Origin of the sequence: Lachnoclostridium sp. An76, from assembly GCF_002161355.1 — a bacterium.
Taxonomy (GTDB): Bacteria; Bacillota; Clostridia; order Lachnospirales; family Lachnospiraceae; genus Mediterraneibacter; species Mediterraneibacter caccavium.
Map to the genome: position 1 here is coordinate 143,488 of NZ_NFHL01000006.1, position 22,338 is coordinate 165,825.

18 protein-coding genes and 2 pseudogenes are annotated in these 22,338 nt (G+C 52.0%); 17 read left to right on the plus strand and 3 right to left on the minus strand.

The genetic code is table 11. From position 1 onward, the window contains the following. Positions 1 to 9 precede the first annotated feature (9 nt). The 7 genes from B5G27_RS11735 (at position 10) to B5G27_RS11765 (ending at position 7,093) form a co-directional block, all read left to right on the plus strand. Complete coding sequence (locus B5G27_RS11735; protein ID WP_087179046.1) at positions 10 to 1,191, plus strand: aminotransferase class I/II-fold pyridoxal phosphate-dependent enzyme; 1,182 nt, start codon at positions 10 to 12, stop codon at positions 1,189 to 1,191. Beyond that, on the plus strand, positions 1,191 to 1,706 hold the full coding sequence (locus B5G27_RS11740) for a deoxyuridine 5'-triphosphate nucleotidohydrolase (RefSeq protein WP_087179047.1): 516 nt from the start codon (positions 1,191 to 1,193) through the stop codon (positions 1,704 to 1,706). The genes B5G27_RS11735 and B5G27_RS11740 overlap by 1 nt, the downstream gene beginning before the upstream one ends. A 193-nt stretch (positions 1,707 to 1,899) precedes the next feature. Continuing rightward, the gene (locus tag B5G27_RS11745) at positions 1,900 to 2,589 is read left to right on the plus strand and encodes a biosynthetic peptidoglycan transglycosylase (protein ID WP_087179048.1); all 690 of its coding nucleotides are present in this window, start codon (positions 1,900 to 1,902) and stop codon (positions 2,587 to 2,589) included. Between the two features lie 148 nt (positions 2,590 to 2,737). Then, entirely contained in the window at positions 2,738 to 4,105 is a 1,368-nt protein-coding gene (locus tag B5G27_RS11750) for a spore germination protein (protein ID WP_087179049.1), read from the plus strand. A 153-nt stretch (positions 4,106 to 4,258) separates the two neighbouring features. Beyond that, complete coding sequence (locus tag B5G27_RS11755) at positions 4,259 to 5,122, plus strand: DegV family protein (protein ID WP_087179050.1); 864 nt, start codon at positions 4,259 to 4,261, stop codon at positions 5,120 to 5,122. A 184-nt stretch (positions 5,123 to 5,306) separates the two neighbouring features. Further along, entirely contained in the window at positions 5,307 to 6,641 is a 1,335-nt protein-coding gene (gene gdhA, locus B5G27_RS11760; RefSeq protein ID WP_087179051.1) for an NADP-specific glutamate dehydrogenase, read from the plus strand. A gap of 260 nt (positions 6,642 to 6,901) precedes the next feature. Further along, the gene (locus B5G27_RS11765) at positions 6,902 to 7,093 is read left to right on the plus strand and encodes a hypothetical protein (RefSeq protein WP_087179052.1); all 192 of its coding nucleotides are present in this window, start codon (positions 6,902 to 6,904) and stop codon (positions 7,091 to 7,093) included. Positions 7,094 to 7,277: 184 nt separating this feature from the next. Here B5G27_RS11765 and B5G27_RS11770 read toward each other — a convergent pair whose 3' ends face one another. Further along, a complete protein-coding gene (locus B5G27_RS11770; protein ID WP_087179053.1) occupies positions 7,278 to 7,604 on the minus strand; it encodes a branched-chain amino acid transporter permease in 327 nt (108 codons plus the stop codon). Next, complete coding sequence (locus B5G27_RS11775; protein WP_087179054.1) at positions 7,601 to 8,374, minus strand: AzlC family ABC transporter permease; 774 nt, start codon at positions 8,372 to 8,374, stop codon at positions 7,601 to 7,603. Before B5G27_RS11775 ends, B5G27_RS11770 begins: the two co-directional genes overlap by 4 nt. A 175-nt stretch (positions 8,375 to 8,549) precedes the next feature. Between B5G27_RS11775 and B5G27_RS16930 the strand changes: the two are divergent. The 4 genes and pseudogenes from B5G27_RS16930 to B5G27_RS11785 form a co-directional block, all read left to right on the plus strand. Continuing rightward, positions 8,550 to 9,308, plus strand: a pseudogene (locus B5G27_RS16930) (HD domain-containing protein); the annotation flags it as partial. A gap of 75 nt (positions 9,309 to 9,383) precedes the next feature. Beyond that, a pseudogene (locus tag B5G27_RS16935) lies at positions 9,384 to 10,169 on the plus strand (aldo/keto reductase); the annotation flags it as partial. Positions 10,170 to 10,190: 21 nt separating this feature from the next. Further along, entirely contained in the window at positions 10,191 to 10,472 is a 282-nt protein-coding gene (locus B5G27_RS17090) for a 4Fe-4S dicluster domain-containing protein (RefSeq protein ID WP_442911429.1), read from the plus strand. A 103-nt stretch (positions 10,473 to 10,575) separates the two neighbouring features. Next, positions 10,576 to 11,295, plus strand: coding sequence for a YoaK family protein (locus B5G27_RS11785; protein ID WP_162611241.1), 720 nt, complete (start codon positions 10,576 to 10,578; stop codon positions 11,293 to 11,295). Between the two features lie 130 nt (positions 11,296 to 11,425). On the opposite strand, the gene B5G27_RS11790 is transcribed toward B5G27_RS11785, so the two are convergent. Beyond that, complete coding sequence (locus tag B5G27_RS11790) at positions 11,426 to 12,427, minus strand: LacI family DNA-binding transcriptional regulator (protein ID WP_087179057.1); 1,002 nt, start codon at positions 12,425 to 12,427, stop codon at positions 11,426 to 11,428. Positions 12,428 to 12,700: 273 nt separating this feature from the next. On the opposite strand from B5G27_RS11790, the gene B5G27_RS11795 reads away from it, so the two are divergent. From B5G27_RS11795 to B5G27_RS11825, 6 genes are all read left to right on the plus strand, one after another. Continuing rightward, positions 12,701 to 13,936: an extracellular solute-binding protein gene (locus B5G27_RS11795; RefSeq protein WP_087179058.1), complete on the plus strand. Its 1,236-nt coding sequence runs from the start codon at positions 12,701 to 12,703 to the stop codon at positions 13,934 to 13,936. A 14-nt stretch (positions 13,937 to 13,950) separates the two neighbouring features. Further along, positions 13,951 to 15,330, plus strand: a complete 1,380-nt coding sequence (locus B5G27_RS11800; RefSeq protein ID WP_087179059.1) for a carbohydrate ABC transporter permease — start codon at positions 13,951 to 13,953, stop codon at positions 15,328 to 15,330. Positions 15,331 to 15,332: 2 nt separating this feature from the next. Beyond that, positions 15,333 to 16,205: a sugar ABC transporter permease gene (locus B5G27_RS11805; protein ID WP_087179060.1), complete on the plus strand. Its 873-nt coding sequence runs from the start codon at positions 15,333 to 15,335 to the stop codon at positions 16,203 to 16,205. Between the two features lie 162 nt (positions 16,206 to 16,367). After that, positions 16,368 to 18,461, plus strand: coding sequence for a type I pullulanase (gene pulA, locus B5G27_RS11810; RefSeq protein ID WP_087179061.1), 2,094 nt, complete (start codon positions 16,368 to 16,370; stop codon positions 18,459 to 18,461). Further along, the gene (locus B5G27_RS16495) at positions 18,458 to 20,551 is read left to right on the plus strand and encodes an amylo-alpha-1,6-glucosidase (protein ID WP_242958306.1); all 2,094 of its coding nucleotides are present in this window, start codon (positions 18,458 to 18,460) and stop codon (positions 20,549 to 20,551) included. The genes pulA and B5G27_RS16495 overlap by 4 nt, the downstream gene beginning before the upstream one ends. 18 nt (positions 20,552 to 20,569) lie before the next feature. After that, positions 20,570 to 22,324, plus strand: a complete 1,755-nt coding sequence (locus B5G27_RS11825; protein WP_087179062.1) for a glycoside hydrolase family 13 protein — start codon at positions 20,570 to 20,572, stop codon at positions 22,322 to 22,324. Positions 22,325 to 22,338 lie beyond the last annotated feature (14 nt).

The window sequence follows — 22,338 nt, forward strand, 5'->3', positions numbered from 1 at the left end:
GAAACACAAGTGGACAGCAGTCATTTTTCGACTTTGATCAATAATTTTAAGCCCGGGATCTTCGGCGCTCTGAATGAAAAGAAGGAGAAGCTCCTCAGAGCCGGGCGGAAGGTATACAATCTTTCGGTGGGAACGCCGGATTTCCCGCCGGCGCCCCATGTGATGAAGGCGATGCAGGAAGCCTGCGGGAAGGCAGAGAATTACAAGTATTCCCTGGCAGATCTGCCGGAGCTTTTAGAAGCAGTAAAGTATCGCTATGAGAAGCGGTTTGGTGTACATATCGAAACGGATGAAGTGATGTCTGTGTATGGCTCCCAGGAAGCCATGGCACACATCGGCAAGGTGTTCTGCGATCCCGGCGATGTGATCCTTGTGCCGGATCCGGGATATCCGATGTTTGAGATGAGCGGGATCATGGCGGGAGCGGATGTGGAGTATTATCCCATAAAAGAAGAAAACGGTTATCTGCCGGATCTGGACAGCATCCCGAAAGAGACCCTCAAAAAGGCAAAATACATGATCGTGTCCTATCCGCTGAATCCGGTCTGCGTGTGCGCGCCGGACGAGTTTTATGAAAAGCTGATCGCGTTTGCAAAAAAGAACGATATCGTGATCCTGCATGACAATGCGTATTCGGACATTACTTTTACGGACAGGCCGGGAAGATCCTTCCTGTCATTCGAAGGCGCGAAAGATGTGGGGGTGGAGTTTTACTCTCTGTCAAAGTCTTACAATCTGACAGGAGCCAGGATTTCTTTTGTGGTAGGAAACAAGGATATCGTCAGCCGGTTCCGCCTGCTGCGCTCCCAGATCGACTACGGGATCTTCTACCCGGTGCAGTATGCGGCAATCGCTGCCCTGACCGGTCCGGATGACTTTATCGAAGAGCAGAGACGCCAGTATGCGGCGCGCAATCAGGCTCTGTGCGGGGGCCTGCGGAAGATCGGGTGGAATGTGCCGGACAGCCAGGGAACCATGTTCGTGTGGGCAAAGATCCCGGCAGGATATGAGTCATCCGCGGATTTCTGCCTGAAGCTGATGGAGAAGACCGGGGTAATCGTGACACCGGGAAGTGCCTTCGGAAAAGGCGGGGAAGGGTATGTCAGGATGGCCCTTGTAGTGGATGAGGAGACGATCGCGGAGGTGGTCCGCGTGCTGGATGAGTCCGGGATGTTCAGAGGAGAAGTATGATGAAGAGGATAGCGAAATTTGAAAAAGTGAGTATCAGTCAGTTCAGAGAAGGGTGGACAGACACCTTCGGGAATATTGACGAGGCGGAACTCCGGGAAATCTATGAGAGGATCAGGCTGCCGAAACGCGCCACGTCAGGAAGCGCGGGGTATGATTTCTTCGCCCCGGTGTGCATTACGCTTGCCCCGGGAGAGACTGTGAAGATCCCTACCGGTATCCGGGTATGGATGGAGCCGGAGTGGGTGCTCAAGTGCTACCCGAGGAGCGGGCTTGGATTTAAGTTCCGGCTCCAACTTAACAATACGGTCGGCATTATTGACAGCGATTACTATGATTCTGACAATGAGGGGCACATCTTTGCAAAGCTCACGAATGACAGCAATGAGGGCAAGACCGTGGAGGTCAGGGCCGGAGACGGATTCATGCAGGGGATCTTCGTGGAGTACGGGATCACGCTGGATGATGACGTGACAGACGTGCGGAACGGTGGCTTCGGCAGCACGACGAAGGAGTAAGGATGCTGCGAAGGCCTGCCAAGAAGGGCCTGCTGCGGAGGCTTACAGAAATGTAAGTCCTGCCCGGGAAAACGTAAGGTAATATGATGGAAGGATACAGGCGGATCCGATATACTGTGTTTAAGATGCAAGAGACAAACCGTCCCTGGTGTTACAGAGGGACGGAAAATACGAAAGGCAGGAATCATACAGTATGAAATGGATCAAACGTCTGTGTTCTTTCATTTTTTTATGCATCCTGATCACTGCAGGAGTGCTGACTTATCAGGGATATACAGATTACCGGGAAGCGGTCGGAGCCAGGAGCGTGGAAGAGATGGCGGCTGACATAGAGTCTATCGATAATTATACAGATCTGGATGAACTGCCCCAGACTTATATCGACGCAGTGCTGTCGGTGGAGGATAAGCGGTTTTACAGCCATCCGGGGATCGACCCTATCGCGATCGGAAGGGCGCTGGTAAACGATATCAAAGCAGGCGCGTATGTAGAAGGCGGCAGTACGATCACACAGCAGCTCGCAAAGAACCAGTATTTTACTCAGGATAAGAAGATTGTCCGGAAGATCGCGGAGATGTTCATGGCGTTTAAGATCGAGTCAGTCCTTGATAAAGACAAGATACTGGAATTGTATGTAAATTCCATCTTTTTCGGGAATAATTATTACTGCGTGGCAGACGCGTCCGAGGGATATTTCGGGAAAGCGCCGTCAGAGATGGACTTTGATGAGTGCACGCTCCTGGCGGGCATCCCGAATGCGCCTACGAATTATAATCCTCTGGCAAGCCCGGAACTCGCCCGCCAGAGGCAGGCACAGGTGATCGAGAAAATGAAAAAGGCAGGGTATCTGGAAGAGGATGACGAAGACGGAACAGAAAAATAAACCGGCAGCCAGCGAAAGGATAGGCAGTGGATATGCAGGCATATCCGTCTGTCCCGCTGTTTCGCGGGAATAAATAAAAGAGAACGGGGCACTATAACTATCATAGAGAATCATGCTGACTTCCGGCAGATAAGGAGAAACAGATCCTATGGTAGAGAAAAATACAAAAAAAATCAGTGCTTCCTTTGAAGATAACATAAGATATATGAATGAGATCCTTCCGGTGAATGAAAGTTTTGACATCATCCGCCGGGAGATGGAGATCGGGGGAAGGGCGTCCGTATTCTACTACATTGACGGATTCATTAAAGATGAGGCAATGTTAAAGATCATGGACTCCTTTCTTTCTGTGTCAGAAGAAGACATGCCTGAGGACGCGGAAGGATTTATCCAGAAAAATGTGCCCTATGTGGAGGTTGATGTCCTGGAAGATTTTGACCAGGTTATTAGGAATGTCCTTTCCGGTCCGGCAGTGCTCTTTATCAATGGGTATAAAGAGTGTATCGCGATCGACTGCCGCACCTATCCGGCACGGAGCGTGGACGAGCCGGACAAGGACAGGTCGCTGCGCGGGTCCAGGGACGGATTTGTGGAGACGATCGTATTCAATACCGCTCTCATGCGCCGCAGGATCCGGGACCCGCATCTGGTGATGGAGATGACGGAAGCAGGGCAGACATCGCGCACGGATATCGCCCTGTGTTATATGAGCGACAGAGTCGATCCTGAGTTATTGAAAAATCTGAAGGACAGGATCGAAAGCCTGAAGATCGACGATCTGAGGATGAACCAGCAGAGTCTTGCGGAAGCGCTGTTCAAGAGGAAGTGGTTCAACCCGTTCCCGAAATTTAAGTTTACGGAGCGACCGGATACTGCTGCGGCGTGCCTGCTGGAGGGAAAGGTGGTGATCCTGGTGGACAATTCACCTTCCGCCATGATCCTGCCCACTTCGATCCTGGATATGATCGAGGAGGCGAATGACTATTACTTCCCCACGGTCACAGCTGTTTATCTGAAGGTGACGAGAGCGCTTATCACGATCGCTACGGTATTCTTCACGCCGCTGTACCTGCTTTTTATGCAGAACCAGGACTGGCTGCCAGAGGCATTTGAGTTCGTCGCGGTGCGGGACACTGTGAATATCCCGCTGATCTTTCAGTTCCTTCTGCTTGAACTGTCCATCGACGGCCTGAGGCTTGCTGCCATGAATACGCCGACCATGCTGAGCACGCCTCTGAGTGTGATCGCCGGTATCGTGATGGGGGAATTCTCCGTACAGTCGGGCTGGTTCAACTCGGAGGTGATGCTGTACATGGCATTCGTGGCGGTGGCCAACTATACCCAGCCGAACTTTGAGCTGGGCTACGCGCTGAAATTCATGCGCCTCATGCTGCTGGTGCTGACGGCGGTGTTTGACCTGTATGGCTTTATCATCGGATGCATCCTTGTCGTCTGCTTCCTGATCTTTAATAAGACGCTGTCCGGGCGGAACTATCTGAATGTAAAACTGAACTGAAAACGGGCGGTTACGAATTTCATTCGCACTCATGGATATTTATACAAACTGTGGAATCTGTAAAAATTTTTTGCCTAATGCATAAAAAGGTGTTATCATTAAGAAAGATGAACCTGCCGGTGCGGGCGGATATTTATGCAGGAGGACACAGAGATGAGAGATTATGTGATCACAGTGAACAGTACGGTGGATCTGCCGAAAGAATGGCTGGAGGAGAGACATGTCCCGGTTGTTCCGCTGAAATATACGATAGATGGAGAGACTTACACAGATATGGAAGGCCTCTCCGCAAAAGAATTCTTCGCAAAACTCCGTGAGGGCAAGATGTCCGTGACATCCCAGGTCAATCCGGAAGAGGCGGCAGAGCTGCTGGAACCATATGTGAAAGATGGAAAAGATGTCCTTCACCTGGGATTTTCATCGGGCCTGAGCGGTACGCTGAACAGCATGCGCATCGCCGGACAGATGCTGGAAGAAAAGTACCCGGAGGCAAAGGTCATTGTGATCGATACCCTGTGCGCCTGCCTGGGAGAAGGGCTGCTTCTGTACAAAGCCCTCCAGCAGAAAGCGATGGGGAAGACGATCGATGAAACCGCTCAGTGGGTGGAAGAGAATAAGCTCCACATCTGCCACAATGTCACAGTGGATGACCTGAACCATCTCCACAGAGGCGGCCGTGTATCAAAGACAACAGCAGTCCTCGGCACACTCGTGCAGATCAAGCCGATCATACACATGGATGATAACGGAAAGCTCCAGGTGATCGGTAAAGAACGCGGGAGAAAGAAATCCCTCAACAAGATCGTGGATATGGCAGTGGAACAGTCAAAAGGCTGGGACAATGACATCATTATGATCACACACGGAGACTGCATCGAAGACGCAGAGTATGTGGCAAAGCTCGTCCGCGAGAAAATGGGCATTGACAATATCCTGATCAACAACATCGGGACCGTGATCGGAAGCCATACAGGTCCGGGAGTGGTGGCAGTATTCTGTATGGGCGATAAGAGGTAAAGTCTGCATTGCCTTCGGCAGGATTCCTGCAAATTTACCGTAATAAAGCGTTAAAACTGTAAAATAATGAAATTTTTCGTTGACATTCATTCATATACCTTTTAAAATATACGCGTGGGCAAAGATGCCAGGAAGGCAGGCGCATCGAGTGTCCTGCCATATTTATTTTAGGAGGTAGATTAAGATGTCATACGTTGATGAAGTGATCGATCTGGTCGTAAAGAAAAACCCGGCAGAGCCGGAATTCCACCAGGCAGTAAAAGAAGTCCTTGAGTCTCTCCGTGTAGTGATCGAGGCGAATGAAGAGAAATTCCGCAAAGAAGCTCTTCTTGAGAGACTGACAGAGCCTGAGAGACAGTTTAAGTTCCGTGTTCCGTGGGTAGATGATAAGGGACAGGTACATGTAAATACAGGGTACCGCGTACAGTTCAACAGCGCGATCGGACCGTACAAGGGAGGACTCCGCCTTCACCCGTCCGTAAACCTTGGTATCATCAAATTCCTTGGATTTGAGCAGATCTTTAAGAACTCTCTGACAGGTCTTCCGATCGGCGGAGGAAAAGGCGGTTCTGACTTTGATCCGAAGGGCAAATCAGACAGGGAAGTTATGGCATTCTGCCAGAGCTTTATGACAGAGCTCTGCAAATATATCGGCGCTGATACAGACGTACCGGCAGGAGATATCGGAACAGGCGCAAGAGAGATCGGTTACATGTTCGGACAGTACAAGAGGATCCGCGGTCTCTATGAGGGTGTCCTGACAGGTAAGGGATTAAGCTACGGCGGATCTCTCGTCCGTACAGAGGCGACAGGATATGGTCTGCTGTATCTGACACAGGAAATGCTGAAACTGAACGGACAGGATATCGCAGGCAAGACAGTAGCAGTATCCGGTTCAGGAAACGTGGCGATCTATGCGACAGAGAAAGCACAGCAGCTTGGCGCGAAGGTTGTGACAGTAAGTGATTCTAACGGCTGGGTATATGATCCGGAAGGAATCGATGTTGCGGCTCTCAAGGAGATCAAAGAGGTGAACCGCGCAAGACTGACAGAGTACAAGAAATACCGTCCGAATTCTGAATATCATGAGGGCAGAGGCGTATGGTCAGTGAAGGTTGATATCGCACTTCCGTGTGCAACACAGAATGAGCTTCACCTTGAAGACGCTAAGATGCTCGTTGAGAACGGATGCATGGCAGTGGCTGAAGGCGCAAATATGCCGACAACAATGGAAGCAACAGAGTATCTCCAGGAGCATGGCGTCCTGTTCGCACCAGGAAAGGCTGCAAACGCAGGCGGTGTGGCAACATCTGCACTCGAGATGTCTCAGAACAGCGAGCGCCTGAGCTGGACATTCGAAGAAGTAGACGCAAAACTGCAGAACATCATGGTAAATATCTGCCACAATATGGCTGATGCAGCTGAGAAATACGGCTTCAAAGGCAACTATGTGGTAGGTGCGAACATCGCCGGATTCGAGAAAGTCGTAGAGGCGATGACAGCACAGGGCATCGTATAATCAAATCTGTATTTGTGGGGGAGCCACTGTCAGAGTAAAACGTCCGAAAGCAGTGAAGCGGATGTGTCGAAGACGTATTCAGCACGGGTGTGTGGGTGGCTTCGGCTCCGGGGCTCCGGGGCAGCAAAACTAAAAAATCCGGGACTATGCTAAAAGCAGAAATCAGCAGGCGGTAACTCGCCTTTGGCTCAGACAATCCACCTGCTGATTCCAACGCATAGTCCCGGATTTCAAGTCTATAACCAGTAGAGAGGCCCAGCTTGCTGGGCCAAATCGGACGGCTAACCCTCTCCCGGAAGTCCGTGGCACCTTCCGATCGGATGCACGCAGAAAACCGACCCTTTGATGCACCTTTCGCGGCGGGCGGGGATATGGCGGCGGTGACTTGGAGTAATCTGATGGAAAGACTTAAAAGAATGGGATGCGGCGTTAATTTCAAAGCGGATGCCTGAGCCGCAGGCGAATCTTCCGCTTTGAAATTGTCCTTAGCCGTATCCCATTCTTTTTACGTCTTTCCCAGATTACGGAACCGGAACCCAAGCCATATCCCCGCCCGCCGCGAAAACGTCCTCAATCAAACCCACGGTTTTCGTACCCATATCCAATCAGCTGGTTCCCCCCCCACAAATACAGATTTCAGAACACAAACTGTACCAATAGCATATAGCAGATGGTCCCTCCCGCGATGGAGAGCAGCATCTGCCGTTTCCACAGATGGAGCGCGATCACCAGGGCTATGGCAATGAGTTCCGGGAGACCATGGCTGCCGGTGAAGATGCTTACGTTCTTCAGGCAATAGATGATGAGCAGTCCGAAAACCGCAGAGGGGAGAACTTTCCCGAGATACTGAACATATTTAGGAGTGGGGCGTCCTGCCGGAAATACGAGGAACGGAAGGAAACGGGTCAGCATGGTGGCAAGGACTACCACGGCTACGGTTATGATCTGTTGTGCGAGTGTCATGGCTGTTCACCGCCTTTCTCTATTTCTTTTGCCATATCTGCTGATGGGCTGACACGCGTCTCAAGAGGTCTGCGGATCACGGTCAGGAGGATCAGGATCGCAAGCATAGCGGGGATGATAAAATTGTCAGCTCCGAATGCGATGAGGCAGATCAGGGAGAGCGCCAGTCCGATGAGCGAGCTTGTATGATCTTTTTCTTTCAGCCACTGCTCGAGGAAGATCACGACAAACATCGCTGTCATCACGAAATCCAGACCCTCCGTGTCAAAGTGGATCAGGGAACCGAAGATCCCGCCCAGTGTAGCGCCGAAAAACCAGTAAAAATGGTTGAGCGCGGTTACAAAGAACATAAACCAGCCCTTGTCGAAATCTTTTGGGATCATGGCAGTGTAATTGATAGAAAAGCTCTCATCACACATGCCGAAGATGAGATAAAAGGAACGCCATCCATAGCCCCTGTACTTTTCCAGCATGGAAATGCCGTAGAACAGATGACGGGCGTTGATCATAAGCGTCATGGCAAATGCCTGGAGCGGGGTGAATGCCCCGAGCAGGAAATCTACAGTGACGAATTCCATGCTTCCGGCGAAGATCGTGATGCTCATGAGCATGGGATAGATAAAGGAAAACCCGGATACATTCATATAGATGCCGTATGTAAGCCCCAGGAACCAGAATCCCGCGAAAATGGGGATCGTATGGGGGAAGGCTGCCCGGAATGCACGCCGGATCTCTCTGTGTTTCCTGATCTTTAGCTGTTGTCCTGTCATAATTAGCTCCATTCTGCCGCCCTGTTGGCGGGAATTTCTGTTTCTTCTGTATGCCTGCCAGCACACCTGATCATGATACCATTTTGAAAAATAGAATTCAATGATGTATTCCGGGCAGTAAATGTAGTAAAATGAGAAACAGGGGGAAAGTACGGGGACAGGAGGATGAGAAAACATGGATTTTGACAGTGCAAAGCAGGTTTTCGAAAAATATCTGGACGGCTATGACAGGGAGAATGACAAAGTAAGGCTGAAGATCGTACATACATATGGCGTCGTGGAGCAGAGTGCGGCGATCGCAGGGCGTCTGGGACTCTCGCAGGAGGATAAAGAGCTGGCGGGGATCATCGCCCTGCTCCACGACATCGGGCGGTTTGAGCAGCTCAGGAGATTTGACAGTTTTCTGCCGGATACAATGGACCACGCGTCTTACGGGGTGGAACTCCTTTTTGGGAAACAGGGGATGATCCGCAGGTTTGTCCCTGAGGATACATGGGACGGTGTGATCCGCACGGCGATCGCGCGGCACAGTGATTTTGCTCTGGAAGGCATTACGGACGGGCGGGAGCTCATGCATGCCAGGATCATCCGGGATGCGGATAAGCTGGACAACTGCCGGGTCAAGCTGGAGGATGATTTTGAGACGTTCCTGGGTGCTCCGGCAGAGGAAGTCAGCTTATCTGCCATAACTCCGAAGGTGCGCGAGGATGCGCTGGCTGGCAGGAGTATCCTCTCCTCGGACAGGGTAACACCCATGGATTACTGGGTATCATATCTGGTATATTTTTACGACCTCAATTACCGGGCGAGTCTTGATATCGTCGAGGAAAATGATTATGTCAGGCGTCTGATCCACCGTATCCCATACCTGGACCCGGATACGGGCAGAGTGATGGAAGAGCTGGAAAACAGGCTTATTAAATATGTCAGTGAAGCAAAAAAAAGGATTGTGAAAGGAGAGGATAAAATGGAAAAATATCTGGGCGAAAATATTCCGAAGCTTGGATTTGGCCTGATGAGGCTTCCCATGGATGGAGAAAAAATTGATGTGGCGCGCACGCAGGAGATGGTGGACCGCTTTCTGGAAGAAGGATTCTGCTATTTTGACACTGCATATGGCTACAATGACGGAGAGTCCGAAGCAGTGGCGAAAAAAGTATTAGTAGACCGGTATCCGAGGGATCGATTCCTTCTTGCGACGAAGCTTCCCGCGTGGGCGGGAGCGAAGAACAGGGAAGAGGCGGAGCGGATGTTTTACACTTCCCTGGAGAGGACGGGAGCCGGGTATTTTGATTTCTATCTTCTTCACAATCTGGGGCAGGAGCGGACCCGCTTTTTTGATGACTATGATATCTGGAACTTTTTGAAAGAAAGGAAGAAAGAGGGACTGATCCGTCATCTGGGATTTTCTATGCATGATAAAGCGGAAGCGCTGGACAGGATACTGACAGAGCATCCGGAAATGGAGTTTGTGCAGCTTCAGATCAATTACGCGGACTGGGAAGACCCGGATATCGAATCGAGGAAATGCTATGAGACGGCAAGGAAGCACGGCAAACCTGTTATTATCATGGAACCGGTGAAAGGCGGGACTTTGGCGGATCCGCCGAGGGAAGTAAAAGAGATCCTGGCAGAGGCGGATGGAAATGCATCCCCGTCTTCATGGGCGATCCGCTTTGCCGCTTCCCTCGATGGGGTGATCACAGTGCTCTCCGGTATGTCAAACATGGAACAGATGGAGGATAATCTTTCTTATATGAAAGATTTTGCACCGCTGTCAGAGGCAGAACAGCAGGTGATAAAAAGAGCCAGAGATATGTACGCCTCCTTCCCGAAGATTCCCTGTACCTCGTGCGCTTACTGTATGAAAGGATGCCCGAAACAGATCGGGATCCATGGCATCTTCCAGGCGTATAACCTGTATACAATGTATCACGATCTTTCGGGCGCCCGGCATAAATATCAGTGGAATACAGAGGGGCGCGGATTTGCAAAAGCGTCAGCGTGTATACGCTGCGGGAAATGTGAACAGGTCTGTCCGCAGCACATCCATATCAGGGATGAACTTGCTCGTGCGGCGGAAGCGCTGGAGGGATAACTGTAATGATATTTTAAAAGGGATATTTTAAAAGTTTGACAAAAAAAGATTGTAAAACCCGCGCGGCGTGCTATAATGGAGAGCGGTCGGAGGGATGATAAAAATGGAATGGAATAACAGGTCAGAGGTCTGGACGCATTTTGTAATGGCTGTCTGCGGCGGCTTTTTCGGCGGGTATGCGATATTCGGGCGCATGGCGGTATTCGGGTCCGCGCAGACGGCGAACCTGATCGAGATGGTCGGGGATATCCTGGGAAGAAATCTTGCAGACGCTTCCCTGCGTCTGGGAGCACTGCTTATATACGCCGCGGCGATGGTGATCTTTGCGGTCCTCAGGAAGAAAACTCCGCTGAACCTGAAGTATCTGGCTATTGCTGTCGATGCGGCGGCAGCGGCAGCGGCGGCGGTGATGCCCGGGCAGATGGACCCGGTCCTGGCGCTGTATCCGGTGTTTTTCGCGATGTCCTTCCAGTGGTGCGTGTTTAAAGGAGCAGAAGGCTATGCCTGCTCTACCATTTTTTCTACGAATAATCTGAAGCAGACGGTGCTCTCGTTCACGGAGTATTTCCTGGCGGGAGAAGATGAACAGGAGGAGAGAGCGAAGAACCTGAAAAAAGGGCGATTTTTCGGAGAGACGATCCTGTTTTTCCACGCCAGTGTGGCGGCGGCATATCTGTCGCTCCGCGTGATGGGGCTCGCAGCTGTCTGGCTGGCAGTGTGCCCGCTTTTCATCGGCCTGGTCATGACGGAGATGCAGGAAGGCGTGATACGGGGATGGACTGTCCGCCTTGTGATGAAAAAGGCGGCAGAAAAGACAGTATAAAGATAGTATAAAAGACGGCATAAAAGAGATGAGGCCGGCGCATGGAGAGTTCTTCATGCGCCGGCCTCATCTCTTTTATGCCATCTCTTTATCTGGAAAGTCTGTCAGGCGGAAAGCCTGTCAGGGATCTTTACTGTCTGGGAGCAGCTGTGGATCCTCTCACGATCAGGTCAGCGTGGAGCAGGACTGTGCCGATGGACACTCCGTTCATCAGGCTGCTGAGGGCATAATAGCCGCTTTTCCCGAGCTCGGTCCGGTCCTGGCGCACCGTGGTCAGGGGCGGGGAAGTGTACGGGCAGATCGGGATGTCGTCGAAGCCGATGATGCTGATATCCCTGGGTACCTGGTACCCGAGCTGCTGGCACTGGGTGATGGCAGCGCTGGCAAAGGTGTCCTGGCAGCAGATCACAGCGGTCATCCCCATGTCGAGGAAGCGGGGGAGATGTTTCTCCATGCACTCGGACAGATAGTAGGAACAACCTGAGTAAGAGGAGTCTGCTTTCAGGCCGTGGCGGTGCATTGCCTGGAAGAACGCTCTGTGGCGGACCTGCATGATATGGGAGCCGAGCGCGCTGCTTAAATATCCGATCTTCTGGTGTCCCTGTTTTTTCAGGTACCCCACTGCAAGGTACATGCCTTCGTCGTTGTCGATCCCCACGTAGGCTGTGGCGGGATTCCCGATGATATGGTTATCGTAGAGGACAGTGGGCGTGCGCGTGGCCTGAAAATCCTTCATCCACGGCTCGCCGAGGGAAAAGCCGAGGACAAAAGCCCCGGCGTAATCATTCTGCAGCATGAACACATCAAAAGATGTCTCGCGCTGGAGCTCCACATCCACCGGGACTACATCCACCTCAAACCCGGCAGGTTCGCTCATCTGCCGGAAACCCATCACAATATCATACGCAAAGTGGTGCGGCTCCAGGTATTCGATGTTGTCCTTCTGGGCAATGACGCACAGACGCTTTGCGGTTTTCTTATAGCGCCGGAGTTTGGTATAGCCCAGTTCCACGGCAGTCTCCAGTATTTGTTTTTGTAATGTTTCGCTGATGTCAGGGGCGTCATTCAGAGCTTTGGACACAGTGCCCTTGGAAATCCCCAGCTTATCAGCGATATCCTGAATGGTCGTCATAAAAAATCCACCTGTTTCTTTTATAAAATTTCTGATTGTTTCGCTGTAAACCTGTAAAAATATTATATAAAAAAAGAAAAGAGAAATCAATGAGACGGGAAATAAGTTTAGATAAGTTTCGGATAAATAATTATGTACAAAAAATAAGAGGGGTATTTATGCAAAACAGATAAAATGAATTGAATATAAGAAATAGAATTGACGATTATGCAATACAGGTCTATTATAATGATAACGAAACAATTCGAAACTTTAGAAGCGGAGGATGGAAAGATGAGAAGAAGAGCAGTGTCTGTGCTGCTGGCGGGAGTGATGACTCTCGGACTTGCGGCGGCTGGGCTGACAGGCTGCGGCAGTGCAGGCGAAGGGAAAGAGAGCATCCGGCTGATGGTCTGGTCCCCGCAGAATGACCAGTCAAAGGATAACGGCGAGTGGCTCCAGACGATGTGCGAAGCATTTGCGGACGAACATCCCGAATGGGATATCACATTTGTGTACGGGATCGCGGACGAGGCCAGCGCGGCAGGGACGGTGTCGCAGGATGCCGAGGCAAGTGCGGATGTATTTATGTATGCAAACGATACGCTGACCACGATGACAGATGCCAATGCACTGGCAAAATTCGGCGGGAAGTACAGAGAGCAGATCGAGTCCATGAACTCGGAGGCAGTCCTGGATTCCCTGACCATGGACGGAGAGCTGTACGGCGTGCCGTTTACAACGAATACCTGGTTCATGTACTATGACAAGAGCGTTTACACAGAGGAGGATGTGAAGAGCCTGGATACCATGCTGGAGAAGGGAGTCGTATCCTTCCCGTTCGTGAACTCCTGGTATCTGCCGGCGTTTTACATAGGAAACGGGTGCACTCTGTTCGGAGACGGTACTGACGAATCTGCGGGAGTGGATTTCGGAGGCCAGAAGGCAGTGGATGTAACAGACTATCTGATCGACCTGGAGAGCAATCCGAATTTCAGGATCGATGACCTTGGATCCGGTATCGCGGGACTCCGCGACGGCAGCATCAATGCTATGTTCTCAGGCTCCTGGGACGCCAATTCGGTGAAAGATGCCCTCGGAGACAATATGGGCGTGGCGGCGCTTCCCACATTTACGCTGAACGGGGAAGAGAAGCAGATGATGTCTTACGCGGGTTCCAAGGCAATCGGGGTGAACCCGAATACAGACAACATGGTGGCAGCGGTGGAGCTTGCCGTATTCCTTGGCTCGCCGGAAGCGCAGAGAGCGCACTACGAGATGTGCGGGACGATCCCCTGCTGTACGGAGCTGACGGAGGATCCGGAGATCGGGGCTGACCCGGTGGTTATGGCGCAGAATGAGACCTTCCTCAATACATCGATCCTGCAGCCATTCGTGTCTAAGATGAACAACTGCTGGACTCCGGTGGAAAACATGGGCAAGGGGATCCGGAACGGAAGCATTACCCATGACAATGCGGCAGACCAGACGGAGCAGATGAATGAAGCGATGAACAGTGACGGGATTTAAATGAGGTGACGAGGATGGGAATTTTCAAAAAGAGAGTAAATGATTTTCCGACTCCCTATACATGCACAAGGGCGATCCGGGAGGGCGGACTTGAGACAAAGCTTTCCATGATACTCATGGGACTTGGCAATATCGTGCACGGGCAGAAGATCAAAGGGCTTCTGTACCTTGCGGTGGAAGTGGCTTATGTCGTATTTATGGCAGTGAACGGGATCGGCTTCTTAAGGCTGCTGGGAAGCCTGGGGACAGTCCCCCAGGAAGAATACTGGGACGAGACGCTTCAGGTGTATATGTATACAAAGGGCGACCAGTCCGTCCTGATCCTGCTCTACGGAGTGGCGACCGTGCTTTTAACCGTGCTGATGTTCCTTGCATGGCGCGGGGCGCTGCGCAGCGCGTACAAGGCGGAGTGTCTGGACAAAGAGGGAAGGCATGTGAATAATTTCAGGGAAGACTTAAAGTCCCTGCTCCATGAGAACCTGCACAGGCTCCTCATGACGCCGCCCATGTTCTTTATCTTTGCGTTTACGATCCTGCCGCTGATCTTCATGATCTGCATGGCATTTACGAATTACAGCAAGATCGACAACCACCTGATGCTTTTTGACTGGGTGGGACTGGATAACTTTAAGGCTTTGTTTGACTCGGGGAGTATCCTCGGGAGCACCTTCTGGTCTGTGCTCGGATGGACTCTGGTGTGGGCGTTCTTTGCCACGTTTTCGAACTACATTTTCGGTATGATCATTTCCCTGATGATCAACCGGAAGGGCACAAGGGCAAAAGGATTCTGGAGATTCTGTTTTGTGCTCTCCTGTGCGGTGCCGATGTTCGTATCCCTTCTGATCATGAGGACCATGCTCCAGCCGGAAGGAGCGGTGAACGTCCTTCTGAGGAACCTGGGACTGATTGCGCAGGACGCGAGCCTTCCGTTCTTTACGGATCCCACATGGGCAAGGGTGACAGTCATCATCGTCAATATCTGGGTCGGCGTACCTTACACACTGCTGCAGCTTACCGGCGTGCTCCAGAATATCCCGGGAGAGCTTTATGAGGCGGCAAAAGTGGACGGGGCGAATGCATTCCAGATCTTTACGAAGATCACGCTGCCGTATATGCTGTATGTGACAACGCCTTACCTGATCGTGACATTTACAGGAAATGTCAATAACTTTAATGTCATCTACCTGTTGTCCGGCGGCGACCCGGTCACAGACCTGTCGTCCACCGCCGGGAAGACGGACCTGCTGGTCACCTGGCTGTATAAGCTGACCATTGACAAGCAGTATTACAATATCGGAGCTGTCATCGGCATCCTGACGTTTCTCATCCTTGCGGTGGCTGCGCTGCTTACATACCGGAACAGTAAATCATACAAAGAAGAAGGAGGGTTCTAGGCATGGCTGGAAATAAGATCCATTCGGCGAAGAAAAGACGCTTTATCAATAATACGATCGTCCATGTGATCCTCGGGATCCTCGCGGTGATCTGGGTATTCCCCATTGTCTGGGTGATCCTGACCAGCTTCCGCGCGGAGAAGGGGTCCTATGTATCTACGTTTTTCCCGCAGTCATTCACGCTGGATAACTATGCGAAGCTGTTCACGGATACAACGATCCTGAATTTTCCGCAGATGTTCATGAATACGCTGTTCATCGCCATCTGCTCCTGCATCCTTGCCACATTTTATGTGCTGGCAGTGTCCTACTGCCTGTCAAGGCTGCGCTTTAAGATGAGGAAGCCGTACATGAACATGGCGATGATCCTCGGCTTATTCCCGGGATTTATGTCCATGGTCGCTGTGTACTTTATCCTGAAAGCGCTTGGCATGACAGAGGGCAATCTGATCAAGCTGGCCCTGATCCTGGTCTATTCGGGAGGAGCGGCCCTGAGCTTCCAGATCGCAAAGGGATTCTTTGACACGATCCCCATCGCGGTGGATGAGGCGGCGATCCTGGACGGCTGTACGAGATGGCAGATCTTTACGAAGGTTACGCTTCCCTTAAGCAAACCGATCGTCATCTATACTGTGCTGACATCCTTTATGTCGCCGTGGCTGGATTTCATCTTCGCGAAGGTGATCTGCCGGGCAAATGCGGACCAGTATACCATTGCCATCGGGCTGTGGCGGATGCTCGAGAAAGAGTACATCGACAGCTGGTACACAAGCTTCGCGGCAGGCGCGGTGCTCATATCCGTTCCGATCGCGGCGCTGTTCCTCTATATGCAGAGGTACTATGTAGACGGACTTTCCGGGGCAGTGAAAGGATAAGAAAGAAAAGAAACAGGCGGGCGGCCGTACCTGTGCCGCCTGTCCTGATCCCCCGGACGGGGAGAGCTTTTTATAATTGAATATTGACAGATCCGGTTTACAGGATTTATATAGAATATAGTGTATATATGAAGATTGATAATACATGGAGAGACAAGGTTTATGAAGACGGCATTAGAGTGGAAAAAGTATTATTCGAGCCTGGGATTCAGGGACAATTACATATATGACGGAAATGATCTTGGGGTGAGCTGTACGGTAGGCGGGACTTCGTTTAAGCTGTGGAGTCCTTCGGCTGACAGTGTCACCCTGAATCTGTTTCAGGAAGGGGGCGGGGGAAGCCCGTATCAGGAAATCCCCATGGAGCGGGAAGCCAGGGGTGTGTGGAGCTGGAAGACAGAAGAGTGCCTGCACGGGGTCTACTATGATTTTGCCATTGAGATGGAGGGGAAGACCGTCCGCTCGGCGGATCCTTATGCGAAAGCCTGCGGCATCAACGGCAGGAGAAGTATGGCGGTGGACCTGAGCCGGACAGACCCTGAGGGCTGGGAGTCAGACCGGGCGCCGGAGAGGCAGGAGGAGCAGATCATTTATGAGCTCCACGTAAAAGAATTCTCCTGGGATGCATCCGGAGGGTTCCCGGAAGCGTACCGGGGGAAATATAAGGCATTTACCTGCGGGGATACGACGCTGTATGGTGATGGCGTGCATCCGACGGGGCTGAACTATCTGAAGGATCTGGGGATCACACATGTGCAGATCATGCCTGCCTATGACTACGGCTCTGTGGATGAGGCGGGAAAGGATACGGAGTTTAACTGGGGTTATGACCCGGTGAACTACAATGTACCGGAGGGGTCTTATTCTACCGATCCTGCGAGAGGCGAGGTGCGCATCCGGGAGATGAAGGAGATGATCCAGGCTCTCCATGCCCGGGGATTCCGTGTGATCATGGATGTGGTATACAATCATACGTACTCCCTGGATTCCTGGTTCCAGCGCACTGCCCCCTGGTATTTTTACCGGGTGTTTGACGACGGCAGGATCTCCAATGGGTCCGCCTGCGGAAATGACGTGGCGAGCGAGCGGGAAATGTGCGGGAAATATATACTGGAATCTGTGCTTTACTGGACGGAGGAATACCATGTGGACGGATTCCGGTTTGACCTGATGGGGCTTCTGGACGTGGACCTGATGAACCGGATCCGAAGAGAACTGGACGCCCGGTACGGCAGGGGAGAGAAGATGCTCTTCGGAGAGCCATGGGCAGCGGCGGAGACAGCGATGGAAGGCGGCGCTGTGCCGGCCCTGAAGAAAAATATCCGCCTGCTGGATGAAAAGATCGGCATGTTCTGCGATGACACGAGAGACGCGGTGAAAGGTTCTGCGCTGAAAGTGAGGAAGCCGGGATTTATCAACGGGGCAGAGGATAAAGAGGACGATATCATCCGCGGGGTGGCCGCGTGGCGGGCAGCAGGGGTCAAAGCGCCTTCACAGATCATTACCTATGTGTCTGCCCATGACAATCAGACTCTGTGGGATAAGCTGGCTGAGACAATGCCTCAGGCAGATGAGAAAGAGAGGATGCGGCTCAACCGTATGGCAGCGGCTTTGTATATGACGTGCCAGGGGAGTCTTTTTCTTCTGTCAGGAGAGGAGTTTGCCCGGACAAAGGACGGGCTGGAGGATTCCTACAATGCCCCCATCGCCATAAACAGGCTGGACTGGGAACAGGCCTGGAAGAACCGGGATCTTGTGGACTATTACCGGGGGCTGCTCGCTCTCAGGAGACAGCTCCCCGGGCTCTGCGATAAGTCTGCGCGGGCGGCTGAACGGATCTCTCATGTGCAGAAAGAAAAGGGGGCAGTCAGCTTTGTGATAGATAACCGGCCGTGGGTTCCGGTCTGTCAGAAGGGAGAGACAGGAGATGCGCCGGAACTCGAAGGGAAGGCGCATAAGAACCGGTGGCAGACGTTGAAGATCGTTTATAACAGCAGCAGGGAAGAGCGCCCGGTCACATTGGACGGAGAAGGGTGGAAAGTCCTCTGCGACGGGCAGGACAGCTGGCTGTGGAAGACAGACCGACCTGCACAGGGGAAGATGTGCATTGCCCCGCAGAGTGTCCTTATCCTCGGACAGGACGGGAACACGGCGGAAGCAGAAACAATAGAAACAACAGAAGCAACAGAAGCAGCCGGCACAGCGGAGCATCAACATAGAAGAGAAGAAACGACCTGGAGGAAAAAGGCAGTATGAGCAGAAAATGGGTGTACGGAAAACAGGATTGGAAGACATATGAGCGGGGACAGGAGAACTGTTATCTGATGACCAATGGGCTGGGAGGATTTTCTTCTATGACTATGACCGGGTCTGTGGCAAGGAATGACCATGCCTTTTTTATGGCGTGTACAAAGGCGCCGAACAATCGGTATAATATGGTCCACCGTCTGGCGGAAAAGCTCCGGATCGGAGACAGGGAATATGTACTCTCCTCCCAGCAGTCTGCGGACAGAAAAGTGGAGGAGGGGTATCGCTATCTTTCTGAATTTTCTTATGAAGATACTCCCATGTGGAGATTCCATGTATACGGTGTGGAGATCGTGAAAGAGGCGGCAATGAAAAACGGGGAGAATACGGCTGCGCTTACTTACAGGATCATAAACCGGACGCGCGGGGAGGCGCGGCTGACTGTCACACCGTTTTATCAGTTCACTCCGAAAGGGAAAGAACCGGACGCAGGGCAGAAGTTCGAGTGGAGGGAGATCCGGAATAGCGGGATCAATGGAACAGCCTGCCGGATCGAGAGCAATGACCTGTCCCTGGAACTGATCACAGACGGTCAGGTCAGCGGGATCGGACCGGTTTGGGAAACATATTTCTATTCTTATGATGCGTGTGACGGGAGAAGGGATACCGGCTCCGCCGCTGCGTGCCACCAGATCAGTATCTGTGTGGAGAGCGGATGTGAAAAAGTACTCTCTATCATATACCGGATGGACGGGATCGGCGCGGACAAAGGACAGGAAAGCAGTGGAGATCCGGCAAATACTCCCCGGGAGATGGCGGATACTTCCGGGGGGATAGATTCATCCCGGGAGATTACGGATTCTCCCCGGGAGATGGCGGCTCGGATCACAGAGGGATTGAAAGCGTACCGTAAAGGGCTGGAAGCGCTTGCCGGGTTCCGGGATGAGAATGCGCGAACGCTGTCAAAAAGCGCGGACCAGTTTATCTCTCTTCGGGAATCTACCGGGGGGAAGACAATACTCGCCGGATATCCTTTCTTTGAGGACTGGGGCAGAGATACCATGATCGCGCTGCCCGGCGTATGCATTTCCACAGGAAGATACGAGGACGCCGAGTCCATACTGCGCACGTTTGCCGCATACGAGAGGAGAGGGCTCATGCCGAATCTGTTCCCGGAGGGCAGGAATGATCCCATGTACAATACAGTGGACGCGGCGCTTCTTTTTATTAACTGTGTGTGGCTGTATTACAGCGCGTCCGGCAATGCTGGCTTTGTGGAAGAAATGTATCCGGTCATGGAGCGGATCATAGAAAATTATAAAGCGGGCACTGACTATGAGATCCGCATGGAGGAGGACTGCCTGATCCGGGCGGGGAGCGGTCTTGACCAGGTGACATGGATGGACGTCCGCGTGGGAGACATCCTGCCAACACCCCGCCACGGGAAGCCGGTGGAGATCAATGCATACTGGTATAACGCGCTCAGGATCATGGGGCGATTTTCCGATATGCTCGGGAAATCCGATGAAGCTTATGAGGAATTGGCGGACAAGGTAAGGGCGTCCTTTGAAAAAGAGTTCTGGATGGAAGAAAAACACTGCTTAAGAGACGTAGTCTCAGGGACAAAGGCAGACACTCAGATCCGGTGCAATCAGATCTGGGCAGTGTCAATGCCGTTTACGATGCTCGGACCGGATAAAGAGAGGCAGATCGTGGATACTGTCTTTGAAAAATTGTATACACCTTACGGGCTGCGCACGCTGGAGGAAGCGGATCCGGAATTTAAACCTTTCTATGGCGGGGAAGTCTTAAAGCGTGATCTCGCCTATCATCAGGGAACGGTGTGGGTGTATCCGCTTGGCGCGTATTATACAGCGTATCTCAAGGTGCACGGATACAGCAGCGCCGCGAAAGCATATGTAAAAGAGCAGCTGGAGGTAATGGAAGGCGCCATGCGGGAGGGATGCGTCGGACAGCTCCCGGAAATCTATGACGGGGAAAACCCTGTGTCCTCAAAGGGATGCTTTGCCCAGGCGTGGAGCACGGGCGAGATCTTAAGAGTGTACGAGGCGCTGGAGCGTCAGGCAGAAAAGCGTTAAGCGGAAAGGAGTGCTGTCATGGAATTTACAGCAGTATATCACAAAACGTCAGAGCAGATGAGCTATGCCCTCGATGAGGACCGGCTTGTCGTGAACCTTAAGACAGGATACGATGTAAAACAGGTCTTCATCATCCACGGAGATCCTTTTGACGCCGGAATATTGGGCGGCAGCGAAAAGTGGAGCGGCACAAGGGAGGAGATCGTCTTTAAGAAAAGGCTCCCTTATCAGATATGGTGGACGACAACGCTTATGCCGCCGTATAAGAGATGCAAATATTATTTTGAACTCCACACGGACCGTGAGGTGTGGTATTATTTTGAGGACGGATTTCTCACAAAAGAACAGATGGATATGCCGGGGCGGCTCCTTCAGTATTTTATCGTACCGTGGATGAACCCGGCGGATGTGAACCGCACGCCCGCGTGGGTCAATGACACTGTGTGGTATCAGATCTTCCCGGACCGCTTCTGCAGCGGGGACCCTCAGAGGGAAAAGGGGGATGTCCGGCCGTGGCAGACAGGCCCTGTGACAAACCAGGAGAGGTACGGCGGGGACCTGGAGGGGATCCGGCAGAAGCTCCCCTATCTCGCAGAGCTCGGGATCACGGGGATCTATCTGAATCCCATCATGGAGGCGGAGACGAACCATAAGTACGATACTACAGACTATACGAAGATCGATCCAGCGTTCGGGGACGACGCCGTCATGGAACGCCTGGTGGCAGAGGCGCATGAAAAAGGGATCCGTGTGATGGTGGACGCAGTGTTCAACCACTGTGGGAGAAAGTTCGCCCCCTGGCTGGACGTCCAGGAAAAGGGACAGGCATCCGCATACGCGGACTGGTTTATGGTGCAGGACTGGTCTGACCTGAGCAAACATGAGAATACCAGGGACGGAAGGTTCTATTCCTTTGCTTTTGCGGACTGGATGCCAAAGCTCAATACAAATAATGAAGAAGTCATCCGCTATTTCTGTGATGTATGCGAGGGATGGATCCGGAAATACGACATCGACGGCATCCGTTTTGATGTGGGAAATGAAGTGTCCCACCGGTTCCTGAAAAAAATAAGAGAACATTTAAAGGCAGTCAAGCCGGACATTTATCTTCTCGGGGAAATCTGGCATGACGCCAGCCAGTGGCTGATGGGGGATGAGTATGACTCTGTCATGAATTATCCGCTCATGAGCGGGATCCACGACTATTTTCTCGACAGCTCCATGGATAAGCAGGAGTTTGAATACATGGTCAACCGCTGTTATACGATGTATATGCAGCAGAATAATAATGTGCTGTTCAACCTTCTGGATTCCCACGATACGGAACGGTTGATGAACCGCTTCCATGACCTGGATATTTTTTACCAGCAGCTGGCCGTGCTCTTTACCCTTCCGGGAAGTCCGTGCATTTATTATGGGACAGAGATCGCCATGGAGGGAGGTTTTGACCCGGACTGCCGCCGGTGCATGCCCTGGGATGAGATCGGTGCAGGGAAATATACGGAGCGGATGAGCCAGATGAAGGAACTGATCCGTCTGAGGCGGACAGAGGCGGCATGCCGCAGCCTGCATTTCCATTTCCCGGATCAGTACGGGAACAGGCGGTGTGTGGAATATATCAAGCTGGATGACGAAAACAGGAAGATCGAGGTCCTGCTGAACTGCTCCGATGAGGAGGTGCATACTGCACCGGGAGGAGAAGTCCTGTTTGCGCGGAACTTTTCAGACGGCGTGCTGAAACCGAAGGGGACGCTGATCCGCAGGGTATGCTGATCCGAAAGTAAGAT

What these genes read in the sequence shown, in the direction of transcription:
- B5G27_RS11790 (WP_087179057.1), bottom strand. Translation starts at nt 12,427, where the DNA reads ATGACGACCATTCAGGATATCGCTGATAAGCTGGGGATTTCCAAGGGC.
- B5G27_RS11785 (WP_162611241.1), top strand. Translation starts at nt 10,576, where the DNA reads ATGGAATGGAATAACAGGTCAGAGGTCTGGACGCATTTTGTAATGGCT.
- B5G27_RS11825 (WP_087179062.1), top strand. Translation starts at nt 20,570, where the DNA reads ATGGAATTTACAGCAGTATATCACAAAACGTCAGAGCAGATGAGCTAT.
- B5G27_RS11795 (WP_087179058.1), top strand. Translation starts at nt 12,701, where the DNA reads ATGAGAAGAAGAGCAGTGTCTGTGCTGCTGGCGGGAGTGATGACTCTC.
- B5G27_RS11740 (WP_087179047.1), top strand. Translation starts at nt 1,191, where the DNA reads ATGAAGAGGATAGCGAAATTTGAAAAAGTGAGTATCAGTCAGTTCAGA.
- B5G27_RS17090 (WP_442911429.1), top strand. Translation starts at nt 10,191, where the DNA reads ATGTACGCCTCCTTCCCGAAGATTCCCTGTACCTCGTGCGCTTACTGT.
- B5G27_RS11775 (WP_087179054.1), bottom strand. Translation starts at nt 8,374, where the DNA reads ATGACAGGACAACAGCTAAAGATCAGGAAACACAGAGAGATCCGGCGT.
- B5G27_RS16495 (WP_242958306.1), top strand. Translation starts at nt 18,458, where the DNA reads ATGAGCAGAAAATGGGTGTACGGAAAACAGGATTGGAAGACATATGAG.
- pulA (WP_087179061.1), top strand. Translation starts at nt 16,368, where the DNA reads ATGAAGACGGCATTAGAGTGGAAAAAGTATTATTCGAGCCTGGGATTC.
- B5G27_RS11805 (WP_087179060.1), top strand. Translation starts at nt 15,333, where the DNA reads ATGGCTGGAAATAAGATCCATTCGGCGAAGAAAAGACGCTTTATCAAT.
- B5G27_RS11800 (WP_087179059.1), top strand. Translation starts at nt 13,951, where the DNA reads ATGGGAATTTTCAAAAAGAGAGTAAATGATTTTCCGACTCCCTATACA.
- gdhA (WP_087179051.1), top strand. Translation starts at nt 5,307, where the DNA reads ATGTCATACGTTGATGAAGTGATCGATCTGGTCGTAAAGAAAAACCCG.
- B5G27_RS11750 (WP_087179049.1), top strand. Translation starts at nt 2,738, where the DNA reads ATGGTAGAGAAAAATACAAAAAAAATCAGTGCTTCCTTTGAAGATAAC.
- B5G27_RS11755 (WP_087179050.1), top strand. Translation starts at nt 4,259, where the DNA reads ATGAGAGATTATGTGATCACAGTGAACAGTACGGTGGATCTGCCGAAA.
- B5G27_RS11745 (WP_087179048.1), top strand. Translation starts at nt 1,900, where the DNA reads ATGAAATGGATCAAACGTCTGTGTTCTTTCATTTTTTTATGCATCCTG.
- B5G27_RS11770 (WP_087179053.1), bottom strand. Translation starts at nt 7,604, where the DNA reads ATGACACTCGCACAACAGATCATAACCGTAGCCGTGGTAGTCCTTGCC.